Annotated in this window: 18 protein-coding genes; 6 read left to right on the forward strand and 12 right to left on the reverse strand. The window is 54.4% G+C overall.

The window, feature by feature from the left end:
- Positions 1-4 precede the first annotated feature (4 nt).
- From RNAN_RS14720 to gspC, 11 genes are read right to left on the reverse strand one after another with little or no spacing between them, the layout of a single operon-like run.
- Positions 5-475 (reverse strand): type II secretion system protein M, encoded by a 471-nt coding sequence (locus RNAN_RS14720; protein ID WP_008223211.1) that lies wholly within the window; start codon positions 473-475, stop codon positions 5-7.
- Positions 472-1659, reverse strand: a complete 1188-nt coding sequence (gene gspL, locus RNAN_RS14725; RefSeq protein ID WP_008223213.1) for a type II secretion system protein GspL — start codon at positions 1657-1659, stop codon at positions 472-474. The genes RNAN_RS14720 and gspL overlap by 4 nt, the downstream gene beginning before the upstream one ends.
- Entirely contained in the window at positions 1656-2651 is a 996-nt protein-coding gene (gene gspK / locus RNAN_RS14730; protein WP_008223216.1) for a type II secretion system minor pseudopilin GspK, read from the reverse strand. Before gspK ends, gspL begins: the two co-directional genes overlap by 4 nt.
- Positions 2651-3274: a type II secretion system minor pseudopilin GspJ gene (gspJ, locus tag RNAN_RS14735; protein ID WP_008223219.1), complete on the reverse strand. Its 624-nt coding sequence runs from the start codon at positions 3272-3274 to the stop codon at positions 2651-2653. Before gspJ ends, gspK begins: the two co-directional genes overlap by 1 nt.
- The gene (gspI, locus tag RNAN_RS14740) at positions 3267-3635 is read right to left on the reverse strand and encodes a type II secretion system minor pseudopilin GspI (RefSeq protein ID WP_008223221.1); all 369 of its coding nucleotides are present in this window, start codon (positions 3633-3635) and stop codon (positions 3267-3269) included. The genes gspJ and gspI overlap by 8 nt, the downstream gene beginning before the upstream one ends.
- Positions 3632-4225, reverse strand: coding sequence for a type II secretion system minor pseudopilin GspH (gene gspH / locus RNAN_RS14745; protein WP_008223222.1), 594 nt, complete (start codon positions 4223-4225; stop codon positions 3632-3634). The genes gspI and gspH overlap by 4 nt, the downstream gene beginning before the upstream one ends.
- The gene (gene gspG / locus RNAN_RS14750; RefSeq protein ID WP_008223223.1) at positions 4225-4677 is read right to left on the reverse strand and encodes a type II secretion system major pseudopilin GspG; all 453 of its coding nucleotides are present in this window, start codon (positions 4675-4677) and stop codon (positions 4225-4227) included. Before gspG ends, gspH begins: the two co-directional genes overlap by 1 nt.
- Before the next feature lies 1 nt (position 4678).
- Positions 4679-5902, reverse strand: coding sequence for a type II secretion system inner membrane protein GspF (gspF, locus tag RNAN_RS14755; RefSeq protein ID WP_008223225.1), 1224 nt, complete (start codon positions 5900-5902; stop codon positions 4679-4681).
- The gene (gene gspE / locus RNAN_RS14760) at positions 5902-7410 is read right to left on the reverse strand and encodes a type II secretion system ATPase GspE (RefSeq protein ID WP_008223227.1); all 1509 of its coding nucleotides are present in this window, start codon (positions 7408-7410) and stop codon (positions 5902-5904) included. Before gspE ends, gspF begins: the two co-directional genes overlap by 1 nt.
- Complete coding sequence (gene gspD, locus RNAN_RS14765; protein ID WP_008223229.1) at positions 7410-9530, reverse strand: type II secretion system secretin GspD; 2121 nt, start codon at positions 9528-9530, stop codon at positions 7410-7412. The genes gspE and gspD overlap by 1 nt, the downstream gene beginning before the upstream one ends.
- 27 nt (positions 9531-9557) lie before the next feature.
- Positions 9558-10511 (reverse strand): type II secretion system protein GspC, encoded by a 954-nt coding sequence (gene gspC / locus RNAN_RS14770; RefSeq protein ID WP_008223231.1) that lies wholly within the window; start codon positions 10509-10511, stop codon positions 9558-9560.
- Positions 10512-10678: 167 nt separating this feature from the next.
- Here gspC and hslR point away from each other — a divergent pair, with 167 nt between their 5' ends.
- Positions 10679-11092 carry a ribosome-associated heat shock protein Hsp15 gene (hslR, locus tag RNAN_RS14775; RefSeq protein ID WP_040552268.1) on the forward strand — a complete coding sequence of 138 codons (414 nt, stop codon included), beginning with the start codon at positions 10679-10681 and terminating at the stop codon, positions 11090-11092.
- 9 nt (positions 11093-11101) lie between these two features.
- On the forward strand, positions 11102-11950 hold the full coding sequence (gene hslO, locus RNAN_RS14780) for an Hsp33 family molecular chaperone HslO (RefSeq protein WP_008223235.1): 849 nt from the start codon (positions 11102-11104) through the stop codon (positions 11948-11950).
- Between the two features lie 37 nt (positions 11951-11987).
- Here the strand turns inward: hslO and RNAN_RS14785 are convergent, their stop codons facing one another.
- Positions 11988-13328 carry a sigma-54 interaction domain-containing protein gene (locus RNAN_RS14785; RefSeq protein WP_008223237.1) on the reverse strand — a complete coding sequence of 447 codons (1341 nt, stop codon included), beginning with the start codon at positions 13326-13328 and terminating at the stop codon, positions 11988-11990.
- Between the two features lie 193 nt (positions 13329-13521).
- Here RNAN_RS14785 and RNAN_RS14790 point away from each other — a divergent pair, with 193 nt between their 5' ends.
- From RNAN_RS14790 to sbcC, 4 genes are all read left to right on the forward strand, one after another.
- Positions 13522-14016, forward strand: a complete 495-nt coding sequence (locus RNAN_RS14790; protein WP_008223238.1) for a hypothetical protein — start codon at positions 13522-13524, stop codon at positions 14014-14016.
- Positions 14017-14118: 102 nt separating this feature from the next.
- Entirely contained in the window at positions 14119-14658 is a 540-nt protein-coding gene (locus RNAN_RS14795) for a BON domain-containing protein (RefSeq protein ID WP_008223240.1), read from the forward strand.
- A 110-nt stretch (positions 14659-14768) separates the two neighbouring features.
- The gene (gene sbcD / locus RNAN_RS14800) at positions 14769-15986 is read left to right on the forward strand and encodes an exonuclease subunit SbcD (RefSeq protein ID WP_008223242.1); all 1218 of its coding nucleotides are present in this window, start codon (positions 14769-14771) and stop codon (positions 15984-15986) included.
- Positions 15983-18973, forward strand: coding sequence for an exonuclease subunit SbcC (sbcC, locus tag RNAN_RS14805; RefSeq protein ID WP_008223243.1), 2991 nt, complete (start codon positions 15983-15985; stop codon positions 18971-18973). The genes sbcD and sbcC overlap by 4 nt, the downstream gene beginning before the upstream one ends.
- Positions 18974-18989: the final 16 nt, after the last annotated feature.

Consider the following 18989-nt stretch of genomic DNA (forward strand, 5'->3'; position numbering starts at 1 on the left):
CTGCTTACTCCACTACCATCCGTCGGACCCGCACTATACCGGGCTTATCGGCCAGCGCCACATCCAGGCTAACCAGCTGCACGCCATGCTGATATTGCAGCGCATGCAACCAACCCAGCAACTGCTCGAAACTGACATCTTCTAGCACCAGCGTTAGCTGCTGGTTTTGCGGCTGCATCCGGCTAACCCTGATGCCGCTGCTGCGGGCACTGTTACTGATAATTTGCGCCACACTGCCACTGCGGCTAACCGTACCCGCACCTGCTGCCTGCAGCTGGGGTAACAGCTGCTGCAGCTGGCTTAACTGGCGCTGGGCAGCCTCGATTTTTTGCTGCTGGGTATCGCGGGCATTGTGCAGCGGTTGCCATAGCAGCCAATAAAACAAGCCAATGGCCATTACCACACCGGCGCCGGCCACCAAGCGCTGCTCGCGACTTTGCAGGCTGCTCCACCACTGTATCAGTTGCTGTTTCATTGTGCCCCCCGCATAGCAACACTGCCCTGTACTTTGTCGCCATCGTTACTCAGCGCACCCTGCTCCACACTAAAGCCGGCTTGCTCCAGGGCGGTTTTCAACCGCTCAAAACTTTGAAAGCCATCTCCCTTAGCCTGAAAACGCAGCTCGGCCCGTTTGCTGTCAAAGCGTAAATTGTCCAGGCTGATATCGGGCACCTTAGCCAGTTGTTTCTGTAAGCTTTGTAGCAGGGTTAAAAAACTTTGCTGCTGCGCCCCGCCAGTGGCGGCAAGCTTTTGCTTCAATTGTAAGTTAAGGTCAAAAATGCGTTCGCCTGGAAAGGCCTGTAAATACAGCTGCCGGCTTTGTTCGCTAAGCACCGCCGCCTGGCGCGATAATTGATAACTTGTGGCGCCTAACTGTAGCAAATACAGCGCCAGGCAGCCCAGCGCCAACAGCGCCGGTGTGCGCCAGATTTGCCAATGGCGGTTTACCTGCCGCTTAGGTTTGTACTCGCCCTGCAATAAGGTGAAATCCTGCTTGTCCAGCTCACTGGCCAGCAGCGCCAGTGGCAGCTCAGGCTCTGCCAGTTGATGACTTTGCAGCAACTCTTCAGGCCAGGGGCTGTAGCTGGTTAGCATAGGCAGCGCCGCCAATTGCAGATAATCCGGCCACCAGTTAGCTTCTATTGCTGACACCTGCCAGCTGCTTTGCTTTAACAACCACTGTTGCTGCAACTGAATACAGGCCGGCAGTTGCTTTTCGGGCAGTAACAGCGCATCGGGCAGCATACGGCTAACACTAAAACCGGCGTGTTGCAGCCAGTCCAGCCACTGCGCTAAGCGCTCGCGCTGACAAATGGCCACCTGTTGACTGTATTGGCCTTCGTGCTGTACCACTTTACCCAGCGCCAAAAACAGCTGCTCAATGTCCTCTGCTTGCTCTTCTTCCAGCATGTACGGCAGCGCCTGCAGTACCTGGCGATTGGGTTTGCCCGGCAGCGCCACTTGCTTTAATACCACATCAGATGCCGGCACCAGTGCCACCACCGGCCGTGTACCCAGCCGCTCGGCCAGCTCAACCAAGGCATCGGCAGCGGGCAGTTCGCCACTGGCAATCACTTCCTGGCTATGGCTGGCCCATACCAGCCAGCTGATGCTGTGCTCTGCCCGGCTGCCAAGCCGGATCACCAACTGTTCACTCACCCCTGGCCTCCAAATCGCCGGGCCAATACTTTGACCTGATTATTATCATTTATTTTAAATACCGACGTTAATACAAAACCGCTTTCCAGATAGGCCGCGGTGGCCACTAACTGAAAGCTGTCAGACTTTAGTGTCAGCAGGCTTTTAGTCTCATCGCTAACGGTAATACCGGCTAACTCTGTACTGCTAAACACTTCATCCAGCGTGGCAAAACCCTGCTCAGGCCGGCTGGCAATCAGGTCCAGCGCCGCCTGTTCGGCTAACTCCGGAATAAGTGCCGCCAGCAGCACTGCCGTGTCTTCGGTTAAAGTATTCACGTTTAGCTGCAGGCTGCTGTCTTCGGGTATGACACAGACATAAGGCGCCAGCAACTGATAATCCGCTACCGTCAGATCCAGTATCACCCTAAGCTCTGACACGCTGGCCATCAATGTATTGGCGCTGTAATACGGAAAGCGCAGGGCGGCGTAGTCGTCCTCTTCGGCACTACCGGCACTGCTTAGCAGGCTGTCTTCGTCCAGCCAGTCTCCCAGGCGGGCGACCAGGTATTCGGCCGGCATCGACAACTCAGCCGCTTTTAACTCTAACAGCCGTAAAAACGCTTTTTGTGCCGCACTTTGCTCTACCCGGCCACCACTGGCTGGCTGCACATTTTGCAGCGCATTTAAATTAAAGCAGCTGCGTAAATCTGTCATTTCGCCGGCAATAGTGCCATCCTCCACCGGAAAGCTGGCGCCACTGAGTGCCCAGTCCTGGCCCAGGTGCACGGTTTCCTCGCCGGCTAAGGTGCGTGATAACAACACCCGGGCAAATTGCTCAGCGCCCATCGCGTACCAAAAGGCCTGTTGTTGTTGCTGCAGGTTTTGCTGGCGCTGCAATTGCAGCTGCAAACGGCCGGTCATGTTCACGGCGATCACCACCACGATGGCGATAATCATTAACACCGCCACTAAGGCAACACCCTGTTGTTTGCGCTGCGCCGGTTTGGTCATTATTCGCGGCTCCCGCTACTTACCGCTGCATCGGGCATGATAAAAATGCGCTCAATCCGGCCTAAACTTTCGTCGGTCAGGATCACCCGCACCGCTGAGGGAAAGTTACCGTCCTGCCAGCGCTCCAGCCATTCTTCCCCCTGCAGATATTGCAGCTCAAAGCCGGTTAAGCCGCTTTGCAGCGGCTGTACTTTGGGCTCGGTGCCGGTAACGGCATCCGGATACAGGCTGTACAAACGCTGTAGCGTGCCTTCCTGCAGCCGGTAGGCTACAGTTTGAATTTCGCTGCGCGGCAAAATCATGCCCGGGTTGCGCCAGCCCTGGCGGGCAAAACTCACACCGTGATCGTCGCTATTTAAGAAAAACTTCTCGCCCATCAACCGGTTCTTTTGCGGTGCTTCACCGTCAATCCGCACGTGACGCAGGCTGATCTGCATAAAATCACGCTCTAACATCAGCATGGTACGCTGCAGCTCAATCAGCCGGTTACTGGCCTGCTGCGATAGTTCGTCACTTTGTGTCACGCTGGTTAAAATCGCCACCGACGCCAAGCCGACCAGCGCAAAAATGGCCGCCGCCAACAGCATCTCGATAAAGGTAAAACCGCTATTAGTTTTACGCACCGGGCTTACCTTTATAGCTTTGCAGCTGATACAACACCTGCTCTGGCGCTTCGGCCAGACTGACGCGTATTTGCACCAAACGCAAATCATTATCTGGTACCGTGATCAGTTGCTGTTGCCACACCCAGCTGCGGTTAGCCATTTCCAGCTCGCCCTGGCGTTTTTCTGCTCCTGGCCACTCGGTATCTAACAGCGCCAGCTGCATTTGGTTGTTAGCAATGTAGCCGGCCATAGTTAACTCGTCTAACTGGCTTAAACTGCGAATATGCGCCGAGCTGGCTTGCATAATGGCCATACCGGCGGTGGCAAAAATAGCCATCGCCACCAGCAGCTCCAGCAAGGTAAAGCCACGTTTTATCATGGCAGCGCCTCTGAGGCTGCAGTGCGGCTAAGCGGTATGCTAAAGTCGGTCGAGACGCTGCTGTACAGCGGAGTTAAATCTGACGCTTCGGTAAATAGCAGCTGAAACGGGCTGATCTCACCCGACGATAAAATAAACACCTGCGGCAGCACCGGTACTTTACTGTCTGGCGCTGGCTGCTCATCGTCTTCGGTTTGCCAGTCCAGTTGGCTAAGTAAATTGGTTTCTTCGCCCGGTAAGCCCTCTAACTCCAGCTGCAGGCTAAGGTGCTCAGGCAATTTATGCCGGTCTAAACTGGCCGGCTCAGTAGCGGGTAACCATTTGGCGTCGGCGCTGCTGTAATACAAAAAGCCATAATGGTCAGGCGCTACGTACAGCCCCCACTCCTGCTGCTTTAGCATGGCGGTTTCAGCAACAAACTGAAACAACTGCGTAAAGCGCTCGGTTTCTTTTTCCAGCCGCTCTTCGCGCGACTCACCACTAAAGTTCATCACCACTGTGGTAGCTAATAAGCCGATCAGCAGCATGACCAGCATCACTTCAACTAAAGTGAAGCCGTGCGGGCGCTGCAATACCGGCTGGCGCAACATCAGTTGTTACTGTCCTGGTTGTCATCCAGGTTCCAGTTACCGATATCGTCATCGGTACCGGCAGTGCGGTCTGGCCCTTTACTGAAAATATCAATCCGGCCAACCTGGCCTGGGCTTATCAGAATGTAGTCTTCATCCCACGGGTCTTTAGGTAAACGGCGGATAAAGCCGCCTTCCGGGAAAGAACGTGGCACCGGCTGTGACGTAGGCGCCGTCACTAACGCCTGCATGCCCTGTTCGGTCGTGGGGTAAAAGCCATTACGCAGCCGGTACATATCCAGCGCACTTTCCAGCTGCTGAATGTCTACCACGGCTTTTTGCCGGGCGGCCTGTTCCTGGTTACCAATCAGGTTGGGCACCACCATACTGGCAATAATGCCCAGGATCACGATAACCACCATCACTTCCAGCAAGGTAAAACCCTGCTGTTTGTTGTTCTGTTGCCTTTGCATACTAACCACCACCTACCATATTGTTTAACGCTAAAATTGGCTGCAAAATTGCCATCACTATAAATAACACCATACCGGCCATAACGGCGACCAGCACCGGCTCAAACACTTTTAACGACACCGTAACCAGGGTTTCAAACTCACGATCCTGCGTATTGGCGGCGCGTTCCAGCATCGAGTCCAGCTGGCCACTTTTTTCACCGCTGGCAATCATATGCAGCATCATCGGCGGGAACAGCTTGGTCTGCTCCAGTGCATTACGCAGCGAGGTGCCTTCACGCACCCGGCCGGTTGCCTCACTCACTGCCTGCTTCATATAAGTATTACTAAGTACATCAGCACTGATACGCATGGCTTCCAGCAGCGGCACTGCCGAGGCATTTAAAATACTTAGGGTGCGGGCAAAACGGGCGGTATTTAACCCCTTGGTTACCTTGCCCAGCACACGGCTTTTTAGCACCAGCGCATCCCAACGGTAACGAAACGCCGGTTTTAATAGCGCCCGTTTAAACGCCACCAGCGCCAGCATAAGGGCAATTAACACAAAAACGCCATAAGCACGCAGGAAATCACTGGCGGCGATTAAAAATAAGGTGCTGCCGGGCAGGGTTTGGCCCATATGTTCAAACTGGCCAACGATTTTCGGCACCACCGCGGCCAGCAAGATGGAAATCACCAGCACGGCAAAACAGGTAAGAATAATGGGGTACAATAAGGCCTGTAAAATCTGGCTGCGCATATGCTGGCGCTGCTCGGTGTAATCGGCCAGCCGGTTTAATACCTGATCCAAATGGCCGGATTTTTCCCCGGCCGCCACCATAGAGCGAAACAGATGATCAAACACATGTGGAAACTCGGCTAAGCCTTCGGCCAGGCTATAACCTTCAACCACTTTAGAGCGCACCGTCATCATCATATTTTTCAAGCGTGGTTTATCGCATTGCTCGGCCACTGCCAACAGTGCGCTTTCAATTGGCAGCGCGGCCTCTACTAATGTAGCTAACTGGCGGGTAATTAATGCCAGCTCTGACGCCGATATTTTGCGCTTAAACCACTGGCTGCCAGAGGCCAGCAGTTTCTCTTGCTGCGATGCCAGGCCAACACTGACCGGCGTCAGCTTTTGTTCACGCAATAAACTGCGGGCATGACGGGCGTTATCGGCTTCCAGCACGCCTTTACTGCTTTTCCCTCTGGCATCCAGAGCCTGATATTCAAAGGCCGGCACTACAGATCCTCACGGGTAACGCGCAACACTTCTTCCAGTGTGGTTTCGCCGTTTAACACTTTGCTAAAGCCGTCGGCACGGATGCTGGGGCTGTGCTGGCGCACGTATTTTTCAATCGCCTGCTCGCCCTTACCATTGTGAATCAGCTCGCGGATATGCTCATCGACCAGCAACAACTCATGAATGCCGGTACGGCCGCGATAACCGGTCTGGTTGCAGTGCTCGCAGCCGGTCGCGCGGTAAATCACAACCTCGTCTTTTTTACTGACGCCCAGCAGATTGCGCTCTTCTTTGTCCGGCTCGTGCGCCGCTTTACAGTGCGGGCACAGAGTACGCACCAGACGCTGCGCCAAAACGCCAAGCAAACTGGACGATAATAAAAACGCTTCCACGCCCATATCTTCTAACCGGGTAATGGCACCTGCTGCGGTATTGGTGTGCAAGGTAGATAACACTAAGTGGCCGGTTAAACTGGCCTGCACGGCAATTTGCGCCGTTTCCAGATCGCGAATTTCACCCACCATCACCACATCCGGGTCCTGGCGCAAAATAGCGCGCAGGCCACGGGCAAAGGTCATATTCACCTTGGTATTCACCTGGGTTTGGCCTATGCCCTCCAGCTCGTATTCAATCGGATCTTCAACGGTGAGAATATTACGATCTTTGGTGTTGATTTCGGTAAGCCCGGCGTACAAGGTAGTACTTTTACCCGAGCCGGTGGGGCCAGTCACCAGAATAATACCGTGCGGTTTTAAAATAAGCTCTGAAAACGCCTGCTGCACTGACAGTGTCATACCCAAATCGGCTAAATTCAGGTGCGAGTTATTTTTATCCAGTAAGCGCAGCACCACCCGCTCACCATGGCTTGATGGCATGGTCGACACCCGCACATCCACCGCCCGACCGGCGATACGTAAACTGATACGGCCATCCTGCGGTACGCGTTTTTCGGCAATATCCAGCTTAGCCATTACCTTAATACGCGACACCAGCAAGCTGGACAAACGCCGGTTTGGCCGCAGCACCTCGCGTAATATGCCATCTACCCGAAACCGTACTATTAAGGCTTTTTCAAAAGTTTCAACATGGATATCTGAGGCGCCAAGCTTAATGGCCTCGCCCAGCATGGCGTTAATCAGCTTGATGATAGGCGCATCATCTTCATTTTCCAGTAAGTCTTCGCTTTCCTGAATATCATCAGCCAGCGAGGCTAAGTTTACCTCGTTGCCGATATCTTCCATTAGTTGCTGCGCTTCTGAGGAATCACGCTGATAACTGGCTTCCAGCATAGCTTCAAACTCGGTCGCCGACAGACGCTGAATTTGAAACGGCTCCGCCAGCAGGCGGCGTACTTCTAATACCGCATCCGGCGCTGTGGCGGCATGAATATACAGCTGCCAGCCTTGTGTTTGCCGCGCCAGCAGCACGCCGTGGCGCTTGGCAAAACCAAAGGGTAGCCGGATACTGCGACTGGCCGGCTGCACCTGCTCTTCGTGTAGCGCCTGCATTAGTCCTGCTTCCCTGGCTGCTCAGTCGATTGCTCTGGCGTGCCTTGTTTGTTCATATACTCATCAAAGGTCGGCGGCAGCGTTAATGAGTCATCCCACTCTGGCAGCACCACCTGCCTGGTGTTCGGCATTAAGCGAATGCCTTCCTCTTCACGCTTTAACTGCTCAGCGCGGATATAGTTATACTTGGTTTTCGAGATGCCGGAAATGGCCGAGCCTTCGCGCACTATGGTGGCTTTGATAAACACCATCAGATTACGTTTTTGCTTGGTAACACTGGTCGATTTAAACAAATGCCCCAGAATCGGAATGTCGCCCAGCAGTGGCACTTTCGACTCACTTTCCTGCACGTCTTCATCAATCAAACCGCCCAATACCACAGTGGCACCATCGTCCGCCATTACGGTGGTTTTAATTTCGCGTTTATTAATGGTGATATCGACCGCAGTGGCACCGCCAATGCTGGACACTTCCTGCTCTATGGTCAGCTGCACCGCATCACCTTCGTTAATTTGCGGCGTCACTTTAAGTTTAATACCCACTTCCTGCCGGTCGACCTGCTGGAACGGGTTGGTGTTGTTTGAACCCGTGGTAGAGCCGGTTATCACCGGCACTTCCTGACCGACCAGAAAGAACGCTTCCTGGTTATCCATGGTGGTGATATGCGGCGTGGCCAATACGTTAGAGTTAGTGCTGGTACGCACGGCCTGCAAAATGGCCGCCCAATCGCCTTCGTAAAAGCCCAGCATAGCGCCATTTAAACCGCTCAGCACCTGTGCCAACACCGAGTAATCGCGGTTAGAGTCCGGAGTTTTAGTGGTTGTTGAGCCACCGCCCGGGTTAGCAACTATAGTTTCGCTACCACGTGTTATTTGCGAAGCCACTGCAGCACCACCGGCTACGCTGATAATAGGTATAGTATTACCATTATTAAAGTTAGTACCGCCACCATTGGCATTTAACCACTGCACACCAAAGTCGGTGCCATCGCCTTCAAAGACTTCAACAATAATGGCTTCTACCAGTACCTGAGCCCGGCGGATATCCAGCTGCCGCAGCACTTCTTCAAGCGAACGCATCATATCCGGCTGGGCGGTGATCACCAGCGAGTTACTGTCGGCGTGCGCCTCTATACTGATCGCCCGGCCCGGGTTAGCTGCGGCTGTGCGCCCGCCCTGCGCACCGGCGGCGCCGCCCTGCACTTCAGCCACGATAGACTCACTCACGCCTTTTAATACCGGTACTAACTCTTCAGCTTTGGCGTATTTTAAATAAAACACCCGGGTGTTGCCGCTGGTTTGCAGCTCGCTGTCCAGCCGCTTGGCCAGTTCAATCACGCGCTGGCGGGCCTGTAATTCGCCGCTGACAATCACGCTGTTGGTGCGCTCGTCCGCTACGATGCGCGGCACCAAAAAGTCCGGCTGTTCGGCCCGGCCCTGGCTTTTGTAAATACTTTCCAGAATACGCACAATCTCCGGCGCCGAGGCATATTGCAGCTTAACGATTTCCAGCTCCTGATCGCCGGCTTTGTCTACCCGCTGAATAATGTCCACCAGGCGGTTAACCACCGCTGCCGGGCCAGTCATCATAATGACATTCGACGGGTCGTAGTTCACCACATGGCCGCCACCGGCCTGGTTACTAAACTGACGCAGCAGCGGCGCCAGCTCACGTACCGACACGTTACGCACCTGCACCACCCGGGTCACCATCTCGTCACCCTGGCCGGGGTGGGTATCGCTAACCACCGGAATATTGCTGGTTTTAGCGTCTTTGTTACGCACCACCTTTAATACGCCATTGTCCATTTCAACCACGGCAAAGCCATACACTTCCAGTACGTTTAAGAAAAACTGATAGTACTGCTGCTCGTTTAGCATTTCATAACTGCGCACGTTCACCCGGCCGCGCACTTGCGGGTCAACAATGATGGTTTTTTTCAGGTTCATACCAACGATATTAATAAACTCGTTGATGTCGGTGCCTTTAAAGTTTGGCGAATACATCACCTGTTCCTGTGCCACCACTGCAGCACCGGGAATAATAGTGGTCAGCGCGGTGGCGACCAGTAAGCTGGCCAGCGTGCGACGGGAGAAAAAACTCAATTGCCCTGATTTCATTATGCTACAACCAATTCGTTTTAATAATTATTGTGACAGGCTAACCAGAATGTCTCTGATCTCACCATCGCGTTCTATTTTAATTGCTGCTTCTTTGGCATCACGCAATTCGTTAATCACGTTCATTGCCTGCTGCATGTCGGTTAATGCAATACCATTAATTTCTATCGCCAGATCATTCGGTTGCAGGCCCAGCTGCGTAAACAAGGTGGCATCTTTACCCGGCATTAAGCGATAGCCCAGTAACTGCCCTTGCGGCCGGTGCGGTGACACCCTGATGTAATCAAAAAACTTCATCGGCTCGGCGATAAGCTCGTCGCGGCGGATATCCAGCTCTTCAGACAGCTCCAGCGGCTGCATTTCCATTGGCTCCGGCACTGGGGCTAAGTCTCCGCCGTTATCCTCTACCGCCACCAGTTCATCAGCGCGGCCCAGGCCGGCGTTAGCCTGGGCAATTTTGGTGTATTCAATACCGTCGAGCATCAGGGTTTCAAAGCGGCCAGCCTGTAACAATAACACTCTGTCGGCCAGCACCTGCTTTAACACCGCATTGGTGCCCTCAATAGTATCATCTACCGCGTAGGTAGCTTCACTGCCGCGGCTTTCAATAATAGCACTGCCTTTGGCCGGATCAGCAGGCAGCGCCACCACACCGGTCAGTTTAACATTCAGCTGGGTTTTCGGCGCTTCGGTCACCACCGGCTGCACCGCTTTGACCGGCTCAGAGCTGGCTTTACCAAACAGGGCAAAGCCGGTTAATGCCGGCAAACTCACACCTGAGCCTGCTGATTTGCTGCCAGCTGATGATATCGCAGGCGTTAGCGCTGTTGCTGCCGGCGTGGGCACCAGCTGCCAGCTGAAACGGGCCAGTAACCAGGCCAGCAGAATAACCAATAGCAGGTTCAGCCACGGCTGTACCCGCTGTAACGGTAGTTTATCGAGTTGTTGTAACAACTGCTGTATATCGGGTAACGGCTTCATTGCACACTATTGCCTGTAAAACGAAATTTATCTTAACCAGTTGTGTTTACACCAACAAGTCATCTGCGAACTTTTACAACATATTAACCGCATTTTTGTCCATGCTGGCACCAAATTCGCTGATTTGGCACTATAATGGCTACCTTAGTTCAGCCAGACACGATGATATGACGCAATCTAACACGCCGGCACAGTCTGACACAGCTTCATTACGGTTAGATAAATGGCTGTGGGCCTGTCGCTTTTATAAAACCCGCACCCTGGCAAAAGAGATGATCGAAGGCGGTAAAGTACATTATAATGGCCAGCGCTGCAAAGCCAGCAGAACTGTCGAGCCCGGTGCTACCGTAAGGCTGGCACAGGGCAGCGATGAAAAAATTGTCATCGTGTTGGGGCTTTCCGACAAACGGCTGTCAGCACCGTTAGCGCAGGCCTTATATGAAGAAACCGCTGACAGCATAGCACAGCGACAGAAACGGGCTGAACTGCGAAAAACCAACAGCCTGTTTGCGCCGCACCCCGACACTAAACCCGATAAAAAAGAGCGGCGTAAGCTGCTTCTGTTAAAATCGCAGCAGTAAGAGAACAGCATGAATTCAGACAGCTTATATCGTTTCTTATTCCAGCAACGCAATGTGCGTGGCGAGATGGTGCAATTAGCCGACAGTCTGGAGCAGATGTTGTTGCATCATGATTATCCGCTGCCGATCAAACAGTTGCTGGCTGAATTGGTTGCCGCCACCAGCTTACTGACCGCCACCTTAAAGCTGGATGGCGATATTGCGGTGCAAATTCAGGGCGATGGCCCGGTGCGCTTTGCCGCCGTCAATGGCACCGATCAGCAGCAGTTTCGCGGAGTGGTGCGGATGCAGGCCGAAATCCGTGGCGACAGTTTCCGCGACCTGATTGGCGAGGGTTATTTGCTGGTCACCATTACCCCCAAGCTGGGTGAGCGTTATCAGGGCATTATTCCACTGAGCGGCGACAGCCTGACCAGCACTCTGGAAGCCTACTTTGCCCAGTCGGAGCAACTGCCGACCCGCTTGTACCTGTATACCGATATTCAGCAGCATAAGTGCCGCTCAGCCGGTTTTATGCTGCAGGTATTGCCGGTAGAGCAGGACAAAGCCAAAGCCGACTTTGCCGATTTAGTCATGTTAAGCGACACCCTAACACAGGATGAAGTGTTTAACCTGCCGGCCGAGCAACTATTGTACCGGCTGTTTCACCAGGAGCAGGTCGAGTTGTTTGCGCCGCAACCGGTCAGTTTTGTCTGCGGCTGCTCACGGGAAAAATGCCGCGCTGCCATTGTCAGCCTGGGACGGGATCTGATCAGCGAGCATATCGCTCAGGGCGAGCTGACCATTAGCTGTGAATACTGCAACAAGAGTTATTTGTTTAACGTTGACGATTTGAACGCGCTGCTACAACAACTGTAAGCACGTTCAGTAGAACGACAGCGGCACAGCGCCGCTGTCAGTCAGACTGCTGGTATTTTTCCAGTTTGTTATACAGCGTTTTTACGCTGATCCCCAGCTGCAGAGCCGTATCGGTTTTATTGCCATTGTTCTCGGCCAGGGTAGATAAAATGGCCGCCTTTTCCAGTTGCTCTAACGGCACACCAGCCGGTACTTCAGCCGGCTCAGTTGCGCTGGCTGCCACGGATTGCTCCAGCAGCAAATGCTCTGGCAAAATCTGGCTGTCGGCCAGTATATAAGCCCGCTCTATCGCATGTTTAAGCTCACGCACATTGCCCGGCCAGTGGTAGGCAGCGATGTGCTCCAGTGCTGCAGGCGATAAACGCTTTTGCTGTTGCTCCTGGCTGTTACGGTAAGCCAGAAAATGCTGTGCCAATCCGCTGATGTCCTCGCCGCGCTCCCGCAGCGGTGGTACCTGCACCGGAAACTGTGCCAGACGAAAATACACATCTTCACGCAAGATGCCATCGGCGATCGCCTGCAGCGGATCACGGTTGGTGGCGGCCACTACGCGCACATTGGTCTGGCAGCTTTTATCACTGCCTACCGGGCGATATTCACCGCTTTCCAGCACCCGCAACAGCTTAACCTGCTGCTCCAGCGGCATTTCGGTCACTTCATCCAAAAATAAGGTGCCGCCATAGGCCTGGGCAAACACGCCCTGGTGGTCGCGCAAGGCGCCGGTAAAGGCACCTTTGACATGACCAAACAGCTCACTGTCGACCAGCTCCGGGCTGAGCGCACCACAGTTTATCGCAACAAAGGGTTGCTCGGCGCGGTAACTGGCCAGATGCAGCGTGTTGGCAACCAGCTCTTTGCCGGCGCCGCTCTCGCCGATAATCAGCACATTGGCCTGCGTTACCGCGACTTTGCGCAGTGTGCGGTACAGCGTTAACATCGCCCGCGACGAGCCGACCAACAAGCCAAACTGGTCAAGCTGGCTACTGTTACTGCTCACCCGGTGCCGGGCTAAAGATAATTGCTGATAAAAGTCCTGCAGCGTATCGAGCAGACAGCCCAGATCCAGCGGCTGACGAAAATGATAGCCGGCACCACAGCGCATCAGCTGATCTAACACAGGGTCAGGCTTGCCATCACTGACAATAACAAAATCCAGCTCCGCTAAAATACCGCTGTCCATCAGTTGGCTTAACGCTGAGCTTTCGAAGCGATCGGCTTGCAGCAACACCACATCCGCTTTCTGCTGCAATAACTGTTCGGGCCAGGGTGCAGCGTCGCTGCTGGCGACTACCATAAACTGCCGTACTACCGCAGACTGCATTAACTGGCGCGCCAGCTCCGTGTCCTGCACATGCATAAACAAACGCGGTTTATTCATTGGTCGGCTCTCTGTATTGGCATTTAACGCCTTGTCAGCACTGTAAATTTAACAATGCCGCCGGGTAAAACTTACCTGTCATTGGTTAGCGCTGATGGCTGAAATTTAAAATAGTAAAGTAAATCATAAATTTATGCCTTGGTACATGAATTGAATATGAACTTTAACAATCAACACCCTGCAGGAGTAAGCGATGATTGCGCCAGCTGACTTAATGCGTGCCTCCCACCCAGACGATATACCACTACTGAGGGCCGTGGCCAGTTTATGCGCCAGTGCCGGCCGCTTTTTTCAGTTGGCGGCCAGCCAGGTTAGCACAGGTAATTTACGTTACCAGTTTGCCACCTTGGCTCGTTTGCATGTCAGTGCCAGCCAGCAACTGCCTGACCACGCTGATGCGGCCGCCCTGCGGCAACTCTGCCCGCAGCTCGCTGCCGTGCAATACTGGTACCTGCAGCAACACAATAAGTTACAACAACATGAGTGTAGCCCGGCTCTGCTGGCTGAGCTGGCCATATTACTGCCGCAGCAACTGGCCGCGTTAAAGCAGCTTACCCGCTGCAGCAGCCACCGGCTACAAGCCGGCCTGGCGCACTTTACCGCGGCCCTGCAAGTGGCCTGCGACCAGTTGCTGCCACTGTTGCAAGTTTTACCGGTTAGCCGGCAAAAAATACAAACAAAAAATTAACATTGCCTGAATAAAAAAAATAAAACCAATATTCTCAATGAATTAAAAATTGGCATCATGCTGGCATTTGTCATAGCGTCTCACTACAGAAGGAGCGACAACATGAAACGTACGACTTTAGCTATGATGATGACCCTGGCCCTTAGCAGCACAGCGGTATTGGCCAATGAGTGGAAAGACAGCGCTAAAGATGCGTGGATTGATGGCAAAGCCGAAACTACGCTACTGTTAAACGGGAATTTAAACTCGTTTGACATTAACACCGATGTGAAAAACGGCGCCGTCACCCTGACCGGTAAAGTAGACTCAGAAGTCGACAAAGCGCTGGCTGAAGAGCTGATTGCCAGCCTGGACGGCGTGACCGGTGTGGATAACCAATTGACGGTAGTGGCGCAGGCTAAACCAGACCAGCAACAAAGCGGCAGTGCGCTGAAAGACGCCAAAATCGCTACCGTGGTAAAAACCCGCTTGTTATTTGAGTCAGAAGTCAGCGGCACCAGCATTAATGTCGATGCGAAGCAAGGTGTGGTGACCTTAAGCGGCGAGGTCGAGTCGGACGCGGAAAAAGACTTAGCCGTCGCCATCGCCAAAAACACCAATGATGTCAGCCGGGTGATTGATCAACTGCAAGTTGCGCAATAAGGCCCGTACGAAGCCAAGGCCGCAGCCGGTGTAAGCCCGCTGCGGCCTTTTGCTGTGCCGCTGCAGATCCGGTATGCTGGCGGCAACAGCGTTAGCGGTACACTATTTTAATGCGTATATTGCACACCTCAGACTGGCATTTAGGCCAGCATTTTATTGGCCGCAGCCGCGCCAATGAGCATCAGGCCTTTTTGCGCTGGCTGGTTCAGCAGGCACAACAGCAAGCGCTGGATGCCATCATCGTCGCCGGCGACATTTTTGACACCGCCACACCGCCCAGCTACGCCCGAGAGCTGTACAACCAGTTTATTGTCGACTTGCAAAGCAGTGGCTGTCAGCTGGTGATCTTGGGCGGCAATCATGATGCCGCTGCCGTGCTGAATGAGAGCAAAAACCTGCTGCAGTGTTTAAATACCACTGTCATCGCCAGTATCAGTGACGATCTGAGTGAGCAATTGCTGCTACTGCACAACAAGGCGAAACAGCCGGCGGCACTTCTGTGTGCTATCCCGTTTTTACGCGCCCGCGATCTGCTGCAAAGCCAGGCCGGCCAGAGCGGCAGCGACAAGCAGCGCGATCTGCAACAGGCCATCGCCACCCATTACCAGCAGTTATTTGACTTAGCACAGCAGTACAACCAACAACATCAACTGCAGCTCCCTGTTGTTATGACCGGCCATTTAACCACGCTGGGGGTCAGCCAATCAGAATCAGTGCGCGATTTGTATATCGGCAGCCTGGAAGCTTTTTCAGCCGCCGCCTTTCCGAAGGCTGACTACATCGCGCTGGGTCATATTCATCAAAGCCAACAACTTAAAGCCGACACCGACATCCGTTATAGCGGCTCACCACTGCCGCTCAGTTTCGATGAGGCCAGCCAGCAAAAACAAGCCTGGCTGCTTGAATTCAGCGCTACGGGCAAAAGCGTCAGTAGCCTGGCTATCCCCTGCTTTCAGCCGCTGTGCAGTATCCGCTGCGAACTGGCGCAGCTGCCCACGCAGCTGGAGCAAGCCTGCGCCAGCCTGACTGATGGCCAAACACTCTGGCTGGAGCTGGTGATCACGGAAACCGACGCCTATCTTACTGATTTGCAGCAGCGGGTTGAGCCGCTATTACAAGACTGGCCGGTAGAGCTGCTGCGGCTACGCCGCCAGCGCAGTAGCAATGCCAGCCTGCTTGGCACAGAGACACAACAGAGTTTGGCGGAACTAACGCCACAGCAAGTGTGGCAAGCCAGGCTTAGCAGTGAAACCCTGACTGACCAGCAAGTTCAGCAGCTGACAGCGCTTTACCTGCAGGTACAAGCCAGTGTGGAGCAAAGCACGTGAAAATATTGTCGGTGCGGCTGCAAAACCTGAACTCGCTGCGCGGTGAATGGCAGATTGATTTTCGCCAGCCCCCCTTTACTCAAAGTAATCTGTTTGCCATCACCGGCCCGACCGGTGCCGGTAAAACCACTATCCTCGACGCGATTTGCCTGGCGTTGTACCACCAGACGCCCCGGCTGAAAACCTCCCCCACCAGCAATGAGTTAATGACCCGCCACTGCAGCGAATGCCTGGCTGAGGTGGAATTTGAAGTGGCAGGCCAGGGATACCGCGCCTTTTGGAGCCAGCGCCGCGCCCGCGGCCAGAGTGAAGGCAACCTGCAGCCGGCTAAAACCGAGCTGGCGAGGCTGGACGGCACCATTTTGACCGATAAAACCAGCGATAAACTAAAGCTAATCAGCGAGATCACCGGGCTGGATTTTGGCCGCTTTACCAAATCAATGTTACTAGCGCAGGGCGGCTTTGCTGCCTTTTTAAACGCCGACGCCAACGAGCGCGCCGAACTGCTGGAAGAGCTGACCGGCACGGCCATTTATGGCCGCATTTCGCAGCAGGTATTCAGTGATTGCCGCGACTATAAAAACCAGCTAGAGCTGTTGCAGGCCAAAGCCGGAGCGGTAGAGCTACTGAGCAGCGAGCAGCAACAGCAGCTAAGTGGCGAGCTTGCTGTGTTAAAGCAGCAACAACAGCAATGCCAGCAGCGTTTAAGCCAGCAGCGCCAGATGCTGCAGTGGCGCCAGCAACTGGACAGCGCCGGCGACGAGCTGAACAAAGCCGCTGTAGCGTTAGAGGCCGCATTGGCACACCGCCAGGCCCAGCAACAGCAGCTTAGCCGGCTTGCGCAACATCAACCGGCCAGCAAACTTTCGCCGCTATACCAGGCTATGCAACAGGCCCGGCAACAGCTGAGCGACCAACAGCAGCTTGAGCAGCAGCTGCAGCAGCAACACCAGGCACTTATGCAGCAACAGCTGCGCCTGCTAGCCCAGGGTATTGCCTGGCTAAACCAGCAGCAACAGCAGTTACAGGCGCAGCACCAGGCGCTGCAGACCACCCGGCAACAACAGCAACAGCAGCAACAACAGCTGCAGCAAGACAAAACACAGCTGGAGCAGGCATTACAGGCAGTCAGTACCAGCTTAGCCGCTGTTGACCCCGGTCAACTCAGACTGAGTCAGCAGCAACTGCGCGAACAGCAGTTTATATTGCAGCAGCAACAGCAGCAGCTTGCCCGGCAGCACAAGTTGCAGCAGCAACTGACAGCCAGCCAGCAGCAACAGGCCGGCTACCAGCAACAACAGCAGCAGGTCACAGCCGCGCTTGTCGCACTGCGCCAACAATACAAACAGCTGCAGGAGCGGTTGAAAGATAAGAAGCAGCTGTTGGCGCAGCAGCAATTAATTATGCAGCTATCCGAGCACCGGGCTCAGCTGCAGGAAGGCGCGCCCTGCCCGCTCTGCGGCGCCACCGAGCACCCGGCAATCAGCGAGTACCAGCAGCTGGACAGTAACAGCACCGCCGCCCAGCTGACCGAACTGGAGCAACAGCTGCAGCAGTTGCAGCTACAAGGCGAGCAGTTGAATAAACACGAGGCCTCGCTACAGGCGTTGCTGGCGCAAAGTGCCCAGCAGCAGCAACAATTGCACACCGACCTGGCCGAGTTAACAACCCTGCTGCAGGCCTGTGCCCATGCATCACAAACGGAACTGACTGACGCGCTCAGTAACACCGCGCAGCAGCTGCAGCAGACAGAGAGCAGCCTGGCGCAGTGGGAGCAGCAACAAGCCCGGCAGCAGCAAGTAAAGGAGCAGTTGCTTACACTGACCAACCAGCTCACGGCCATCGCCCACCAGCAGCAACTGGCGCAGCAACAAGCCGAACGACAGCAAGAGCAAAGCGCCGCGCTGGCCAGCCAGTTAGCCAGCTGGCAGCAGCACTATCAACAGCACGCCCATCAAGCTGACATTGCCTCAGCTGATCTGAGTAAAGCAGAGTCTTTGTCGCTACTGGAGCCAAGATTACAGCAGGTACAACAACAGCTGCAGCAAAACCTTGGTCAGCAACAGGCGTTGCAGCGCCAGCAGCAACAGCTGCAGCTTAATGCCAGCCAAACACAGCAACGCTGGCAGCAGGCGCTGGCCGACAGTGCCTTTGCCGACGAGGCGGCCTTTTTGGCTGCGCTGCTATCTGACGACGAACACCAACAGCTGAGCCAGCTGCAACAGCAATTGCAGCAACAGGAAGCCGCCGCCCGCCACCTGCTACAAGACTGGCAGCAACGCCAGCAGCAACTGACGGCGCAGCAAATTACCCCCTTAAGCGCCGCCGAGCTTAGCCAAACCTTAGCTGAGGACGAGCAGCAACTGCAACAACTGACTGAACACAGCGGCCAACTGCAGCAACAATTAAACAGCGATGCGCGCCAACGCGAAACCCAGCAGCAATTACTGCAGCAGCTGAGTAGCCACAAACAGCAATATGATTACTGGCAGCGGCTGAACAGTTTAATTGGCTCGGCAGACGGTGCGCGCTACCGCCGCTTTGCCCAGGGCCTGACATTGGCGCAGCTGATTGTGCTGGCCAACTGCCAGCTGGCGGTGCTGCATAGCCGCTATCAGCTGGCGCGCCACCCCGAGGCAGAGCTGGAGCTGGTGGTGCTGGATACCTGGCAGGCCGATGCGGCGCGGGATACTAAAACCTTGTCCGGTGGTGAGAGTTTTCTGGTGAGTCTGGCACTGGCACTGGCACTGTCTGATCTGGTCAGCCATAACACCCGCATCGACTCGCTGTTTTTAGATGAAGGCTTCGGCACCCTGGATGCCGATACGCTGGACAGTGCCCTGGCGGCACTGGATAACCTGAACGCCCGTGGCAAAATGATTGGTATTATCAGTCACGTTGACGCCTTAAAGCAGCGCATCCCGGTACAAATTAAGGTGGCGAAGCAACAAGGCCTGGGCTACAGCAAAATCAGCATCAGCAGGTAAGATGCTATGTTCAGAT

The sequence above is a fragment of the Rheinheimera nanhaiensis E407-8 genome (genome assembly GCF_000296695.1).
GTDB classification, from domain to species: Bacteria; Pseudomonadota; Gammaproteobacteria; order Enterobacterales; family Alteromonadaceae; genus Alishewanella; species Alishewanella nanhaiensis.

Coding starts and splice junctions, on each gene's coding strand:
- RNAN_RS14720 (WP_008223211.1), bottom strand. CDS start 475: ATGAAACAGCAACTGATACAGTGGTGGAGCAGCCTGCAAAGTCGCGAG.
- gspK (WP_008223216.1), bottom strand. CDS start 2,651: ATGACCAAACCGGCGCAGCGCAAACAACAGGGTGTTGCCTTAGTGGCG.
- gspI (WP_008223221.1), bottom strand. CDS start 3,635: ATGATAAAACGTGGCTTTACCTTGCTGGAGCTGCTGGTGGCGATGGCT.
- gspH (WP_008223222.1), bottom strand. CDS start 4,225: ATGTTGCGCCAGCCGGTATTGCAGCGCCCGCACGGCTTCACTTTAGTT.
- gspG (WP_008223223.1), bottom strand. CDS start 4,677: ATGCAAAGGCAACAGAACAACAAACAGCAGGGTTTTACCTTGCTGGAA.
- gspE (WP_008223227.1), bottom strand. CDS start 7,410: ATGCAGGCGCTACACGAAGAGCAGGTGCAGCCGGCCAGTCGCAGTATC.
- gspD (WP_008223229.1), bottom strand. CDS start 9,530: ATGAAATCAGGGCAATTGAGTTTTTTCTCCCGTCGCACGCTGGCCAGC.
- gspC (WP_008223231.1), bottom strand. CDS start 10,511: ATGAAGCCGTTACCCGATATACAGCAGTTGTTACAACAACTCGATAAA.
- hslR (WP_040552268.1), top strand. CDS start 10,679: ATGACGCAATCTAACACGCCGGCACAGTCTGACACAGCTTCATTACGG.
- hslO (WP_008223235.1), top strand. CDS start 11,102: ATGAATTCAGACAGCTTATATCGTTTCTTATTCCAGCAACGCAATGTG.
- RNAN_RS14785 (WP_008223237.1), bottom strand. CDS start 13,328: ATGAATAAACCGCGTTTGTTTATGCATGTGCAGGACACGGAGCTGGCG.
- RNAN_RS14790 (WP_008223238.1), top strand. CDS start 13,522: ATGATTGCGCCAGCTGACTTAATGCGTGCCTCCCACCCAGACGATATA.
- RNAN_RS14795 (WP_008223240.1), top strand. CDS start 14,119: ATGAAACGTACGACTTTAGCTATGATGATGACCCTGGCCCTTAGCAGC.
- sbcD (WP_008223242.1), top strand. CDS start 14,769: ATGCGTATATTGCACACCTCAGACTGGCATTTAGGCCAGCATTTTATT.